Raw genomic sequence first — 6,712 nt, 5'->3', positions numbered from 1 at the left:
AACTTCCCTGCGGTAATGGATTAACCGTAATAACTGCTGAACCGGAAGTAAAACCAGAACTTCGGGTACAGTTAGCATCGGTAACTGAAACTATTGTATAAGTTGTCGTACCGGCAACCGTACTGGTAAACGGAGTAAAAGGCGTACCGCTTACAACACCGCTTGCTGTTCGGTTGGCACCGCCGTTTTCAGTATACACTATCGTGTAAGGTCCTGTGCCTGTTGTCGCTGTAAAAGTCAGCTGGCCAGTCCCGCTTACACAAAACGGACCGTTGGCGGTTAAACTTCCCTGCGGCAATGGATTAACGGTAACGGTTGTTGCGGTAGAATTCAGAGCGGTACATGTTCCGCTTTGAACTACTGCTCTAAATTGAGTAGTTTGGGTAAGTGCTCCCGAAGTATAGGAAGCTGTAGTGTTAGCAATTGGATTCCATGTAGAAAATGGGGATACCGAAGACTCCCAACGTATCACTGAACCTGTGTGACCTGTTAAGGACAATGCGGCACTGGCTGCTCCGGAACAAATTGTGGTACCGCCACTTACAGTCCCGGCTACTGTAGCCGGAGAGACTGTTATACTGGCTGTGTTATTTGCACTTAAAGTACTTACACAAGAATTAGTAGTTACAGAATTTATAGTTGCGCTACCTGATGTTAAGGAGTTTATGGTTATAGTTGCAGGGCCAACCGTTGTTAAACCTGTTACTGTAAAAGTTCCTGTACCTGGCGTATTAACAGTCATTGATGTTGTCAGTGTTCCGGAAGGACTATTTCTGGTGTATGAAACCGTATATACTCCAATTGGCAAATTTGCTGGTAACGAAGAAAGAGTTACGACCGAAGTACCTGATGTTACACAGGCATTAGTCGCTGTGGTTGGGCTTGAAAGACTATATGTTGGACAGGTGTACTTTACGATAAGTCTTCCGTGTGCACCATCTCCTCCGGCCTGAGCTGCTGATCCTGCCAACTGCATTCCACCGCTTCCGCCGCCGCCGGGAGCTATTCCCGGATATCCGGGACCATTCCCCAATATTAAACTGGTTCGTGCTGCACCTCCTGCACCTCCACCTGTACCGGCATTACCTCCGGCACCTGATGAAAGACCTAAACTCAAAAGAGCAGTATTTCCCGCTAATCCGACTGCACCGGGTGCGGTTGTTCGTGAACCTATAGAACCTGTACTTTGTACTCCTCCTGCGGGAGTTCCTCCACTTAAATTTGCGGTTCCTCCAAAACCTCCAACTGCTAAAAATAAAGATTGAAAAGTGTCAATATACGAACTCCCTCCATTTCCTCCGGATACAGCTGTTCCTGTTACTGCTGCTCCTACTTTGACAGTGAGATTGGTTCCTGCAGCAACGGTTAAATCTCCGTGTGCATAAGCTCCACCGCTTCCACCTCCACCGCCTCTTCCTGTTAAGGCAGCAGAGTTATTGGCTCCTCCTCCGGCTCCTCCGGCTCCCCAAGCTTCCACCTCGATACTTGTTATACCTGCCGGAACAATAAAACTACCGTCAGCATTAAAGGTATGAGGAGGCTGTGCCCAAAGTGAAAAATAAATAAATGAGAAAAGAAAAGACAGCTTTACTTTAGAAAACGAAAATTTTAAATGGAAATTCGATAAAGAAAAACGGTCGGTAAAGATTTGAGGTAAAAATAACGAGGCAGGTAGTTTTTTTTTCATCGGACTATTTTTTAAATTAAAAAGAAGAGATTCAAAATCAATGAACATTGATTCAGAAAAATTCTAAATACCTCAAAAAATAAATTCTGATTTCAAAAAAACTGAAAATCAAAATCCAAAAAAATACTGTTAATACTGCTTTTTGTAGTGGTATTTAAAATAGCAAATCAATATTCCCGGCTGATAAAAATTAAATGCATTTTGGCTTTACAAACAACTATACGAAAGAGTGTATTTTAACGGCTTTTAGCGAGTAATACTCAACAATTACACATACAAGGTACGATTTTATTTACATTATATATTTGAAGGCTTTGTTAAAAGTTAAAACTTTAACACTTCTAGTCTGACAATAGCGTAATTATAACAAAGGTGTTAAAATCTTTTAACCCCAATAAAATCAAGGAAAAAAAAGAAAAAAGCAGTCTCAAAATTTAAAATATCCATAAAAAAAGCAGTCTCAGAAACAGCTAAAAAAACATTTGATTTTAAACACTTTACGATCAAAAAACTACTTTTTTAACGATTGAACTACCATCATTTAAGTTCGTTTTTATGAGTAAAACATCAGAAGTTGGTTTTAAATTCGATATTTCAAATTCAGATACATCGAGATTATTTTTCTTATAAAGCAGTCTTCCGTCTATTGTATAAATATAAATATCCTTAAAATGTTTTTCCGTTGATTTTATATTGATTAATCCGTTTTTTACCGAAACCCAAAATTCTTTTTTAACATCCTGAATATCTCCTGTTTTTAATATTGGGTTTACATAATGAATAACAAACCTGTCCGTAAACAAACCTATCTCACTTTTAAAAGTATAATCTGAAACACTTAAATCAATTACAGTGCTTAATAACTTATCCTCTAAATAAATATTCTGCCTGCCCAAATCTCCGTCGGTATGATCTATTTGTATGGTTAAATCTCCCGCAGCAGTTGTTTTGTAACCCAGCGTTATAAAATCTGTTTCTTCAAAAGGCAGTGCCCGTCCCTGGATGGTTAGTTTCCTGCCTTCATTAATACTATAAAAATCGGCAAACTGATTTCCGTTTATGGTTTCTGCATCATAATTAATATCGAAAGAGTCTGTGGCAAACGGTACGTATCCAATTAAAATCTGTTTAAAAATACCTTTATCACTTTTAAGGTTTAACCATAGCCGGTGTTTTTCTGTTTGGTTTTTAATGGCTGTATTTGCTTCTTTAAAAAAAGTATGGTTTTGCCCCCGAATCCGCATACCATTATTAAAAACAAGAGGCCCGGCCTGATTTATCTTTACAAAAAAAGCCTGTCCCGAAGCTATTTTGCCATCCGGAACCGTCTCATTAATCCCGTCAGAAAGTGAGGCTCTGGTTCCTCCTACTAAATTGTATACAGCATAGTCATCTGAAGTGTACTCATGATTTGCTATAGGTGTATTATGGGTCCAGAAATACAATGCTCCTTTTGTTTTAAATTCATTTTCTTTCAGAAAAATACCAGCATCAATTGCTGACGGATAAGGATTGCCTATCAGACATAATTTATTAACCTGTTCTAAATTAATTTCTATTTTTCCATTATTGGGAAGACCTTTAAAAACAGCTTCATATACTGCCCTGTCTGTAATTGAAAAATTCTGAGGTCCCCTGATACAATATCCTTTTCCTAACTGCATATATGAGGACGGGTCTTCATTTTTCCAGGATCCTGAAACTGTATTATAAGAGAAGTACTTATCAAATAATGTTGCAGGAGAAACATCTGCTATTTTTTGAGCATTAACCGGAGAAGACCAATAGGTGTAATCGTATCGTACTATGGGGCTTGTTTTCCTTTTTATATGAATAATTCCAGAATTTATAATGTCATCATCTTCCTGATAGAGACTTGCCGAGTTTTCTAATAGTAATGTCCCCAAACCTGTATAAACAAATTCGATTCCTAAAGTACTCCCTTGTGAAAGTGTAACGGTCTTTCCTTCATCAATCGAACAACTACATATATCAGCTGAAAGCAAATTGGGAAAATCTTGTTTAAAAAACACCTCTTTGCCTCCCGAAGGATATCCTGCTGACCATGAATGCCCATCCCAGACTGTAGACCCAAAACACAGTTTCAGGCGGGAAACCCGGTGTTTGGATAGTCCTGAAACAGAGTTAAAGTTCCCTCCAATTAAAAGCTTATAATCAGCCGTAACATTTAGGGCAAAAAGTTTATTGTTGAGGCTTACATTAAAAGAGGCATCAAAATCACCTGTTTCCATCAGTCTTATTAATCTTAAAGAGGTTTTGTCTTTATAAGTACCCGAAAAAGTACCGCCAACCAAAAGACGATCATCCGGCTGCACCACTATTGTCCTTACATCTCCTTTATTAAAACCGGAACCTGAATTAAAACTGTTATCCAAACTACCATCGGGATGTAAACGAAGAATACGTTTCTGCGATTGCCCGTTATACATCAAAAAAGAACCGCCGGCAATAATTTTTCCGTCAGATTGCAGGGCTAGTGCGTAGACATTTTTGTCGAAACCGCTTCCAATGGCAAAATCAGGGTCTATGCTTCCATCTGTTTTTAAACGTACCAGATGCGCAAAAGGTTTTCCGTCAAAGGTTTTAAAACGGCCGCCTACTAAAATTTTGCCATCAGGCTGAATCAAAATTTCATCTATAATAGCATCTGCACCAAGTCCGGGATTAAAATCGGGATCCTTCGATCCGTTAGCTAATAGCCTGACAATTCTTATCACAGATAAATCGTTATTGTATTTTGTAAAATTTCCTGCGATGATGCATTTGTTATCCGGCTGTAACGCCATAGCATAAATCTGGTTATTAAATCCGGAGCCGGTGATATAGGTATTATCCATTGAACCGTCTGGCAAAATACGAACAATCCGATTAACCGTATGCTCATTATACTTTAGAAATTTTCCTCCCAGTATGCTGCTTCCATCAGCCTGCCGCACGGCTGTTTTTATTAAATCACTTGCTCCGTACTGCCCTATATTAAAATCAGGATCCAGTGATCCGTCTTCTAAAAGTTTGGTAATTCTGAAAACCGGCTGATTGTTAAATTTTGTAAAACTTCCAAACACCATCGTTTTCTTATCCTGTAAGGGAATCATTTTCAAAACGGAATTATCGAAACCTTTTCCGGACGATAAATAACTGATATCCAATTCTCCTTCTGAATTTACTTTTGCCAGTCTTCCCTGATTCTGGCTGTCAAAAACAGAAAACGAACCTCCAATATACCAGCTCCCTTCTGAATCATTTGCTAATGTCAAAACAGAAGCAGAGCCGGGGCCGGATTCTATTTCAAAATCCGTTTTTACAGTGCCGTCAGAATGCAGCAGCACAACTCTATTGACATCTGATCCGTCATAACGACCGCTAAAAGAGCCTCCTGCCATTATATTTCCCTGCTCATCTATTTTTATAACTTCGACAGCACCGTTATTAAAACCGGAACCTAAAAAAGTAAGATCACGTGAACCATCGGGATTCAGGCGGATAATTCTGTTAGCTGTACTTCCGTTATACATCGTAAAATTGCCGCCTAAAACAATTTTACCATCTTCCTGAACTGCCACAGTATTTACATCATCATCAAAACCGGTTCCTGCATCAAAAGTCGTGTTGATAGTACCGTCAGCATTTAAACATACAATTCTGTTATTTGGCACACCATTAAAACTTGTAAAATTGCCTGCAGCTAAAATTTTACCATCAGACAAGACTCTCACATTGGTAATGTTAGCAGAAGTTCCCGTACCCGTTAAAAAAGAAATATCTAAAGAACCATTTGACAAAATACGTGCAATCCTGTTTACAGTTTTATTATTGTACTTAGTAAAACTTCCGACAATAATAATTTTTCCATCTGATTGCAAAGCAATATCATAAATAATCCCAGCCGGCGCTCCAACAGTAGTATCAAAAGATAAATCACGTGAACCATCATTGTTTAAACGAATAAGCCTGCCCGTATTTATTCCGTTATGCATTGTAAAATTTCCACCCACGATTATCTTTCCATCTGGCTGCAAATTTGAAGCATATACTTTACCGTTAAAACTGCTTGTCGTATTAAAACTTTCATCAATCGTTCCCTCTGGTTTTAATCTTGTCAGATAAGAACAGGGAATTCCATTAAGACTTGTGTAATCTCCCCCTACAATCAAATTTTGATCGGGAAGTAACAAAAGTGTTCTTACCGTATTGTCAAAACCGTCTCCTTTTAATCCATCATCGTAAGTATTAAAGGTAAGATCCACCTTTCCCTGTTGAGCATAAAGAAAAGCTGTTAAAGGAAAAATCATAAAAAGCAGGGTGCAGATAATTTTTTTCATCGAGTTTAAAGCCATTAGATTAAACAATGTAAGAATTAACCTAAATTAAATATCTTTAAACAAATGAACAATACCCACTTTAGGTGATTTTTCATTAAAAAAAATCCATCTGCGAATATCAGATGGATTTTTTGTATTGGAATATTTTATTATTATTTAAATATAACTTTTCGGGTTACTACGGCTTTGTTTTCCAGTGTTACTTTTACCAGTAAGACCTGCTGGGCAGCCTGCAGATTTGAAATGGATACTGCGGTTTCTCCTATTTTGGTTTTGTTGTAAATCTGTTTTCCGTTGATATCAAAAACGGTAATCTCTCTGATATTTTCTTTTGCGGAAGTTACCTGTATCACTTTGTCTTTTACTGATACCAGAAGACCGTCTTCGATATTTTCAAAATCACCCGTTCCTAAAGTTTTATTCGTGTAACGAAGTGTAAAACGATCGGTGAAAGTACCTATAGCGGTTGTAAACGTATAATCACCGGCCTTTAAATCGTGAACCTTTCCGGTTGTTTTGTCTTCCAGGTATACTGTCTGGTTATCAAATAAGCCGTCGACATGATCAATAGCAATTGTAAAATCGCCTGCAACAGTGGTTACATATCCAAGAGGAACGGTATCGCTCTCTTCAAAAGGAAGGGTACGTGCCTGCATGGTTAATTTTCTGGCTTCATTGATAC

General features: G+C 38.2%; 3 protein-coding genes. All 3 read right to left on the bottom strand.

Features of this window, described 5'->3' with window-relative positions:
* On the bottom strand, positions 1–1,687 hold a 1,687-nt coding region (locus tag ACODST_RS27535; RefSeq protein WP_488935306.1), incomplete at its 3' end, for a DUF8696 domain-containing protein.
* Positions 1,688–2,190: 503 nt separating this feature from the next.
* Positions 2,191–6,030 carry a DUF8693 domain-containing protein gene (locus tag ACODST_RS27530; protein ID WP_488935305.1) on the bottom strand — a complete coding sequence of 1,280 codons (3,840 nt, stop codon included), beginning with the start codon at positions 6,028–6,030 and terminating at the stop codon, positions 2,191–2,193.
* A 152-nt stretch (positions 6,031–6,182) separates the two neighbouring features.
* The coding region (locus tag ACODST_RS27525) for a DUF8693 domain-containing protein (RefSeq protein WP_488935304.1) at positions 6,183–6,712 on the bottom strand (530 nt) is incomplete at its 5' end.

The sequence above is a fragment of the Flavobacterium sp. FG19 genome (assembly GCF_057809475.1).
Note: the sequence above shows the minus strand (reverse complement) of the source record. Positions and strands in the feature narration are given on the sequence as shown.

Excerpts from the sequence above, each read along its gene's own strand:
- ACODST_RS27530 (WP_488935305.1), bottom strand. The coding sequence starts at position 6,030 with ATGAAAAAAATTATCTGCACCCTGCTTTTTATGATTTTTCCTTTAACA.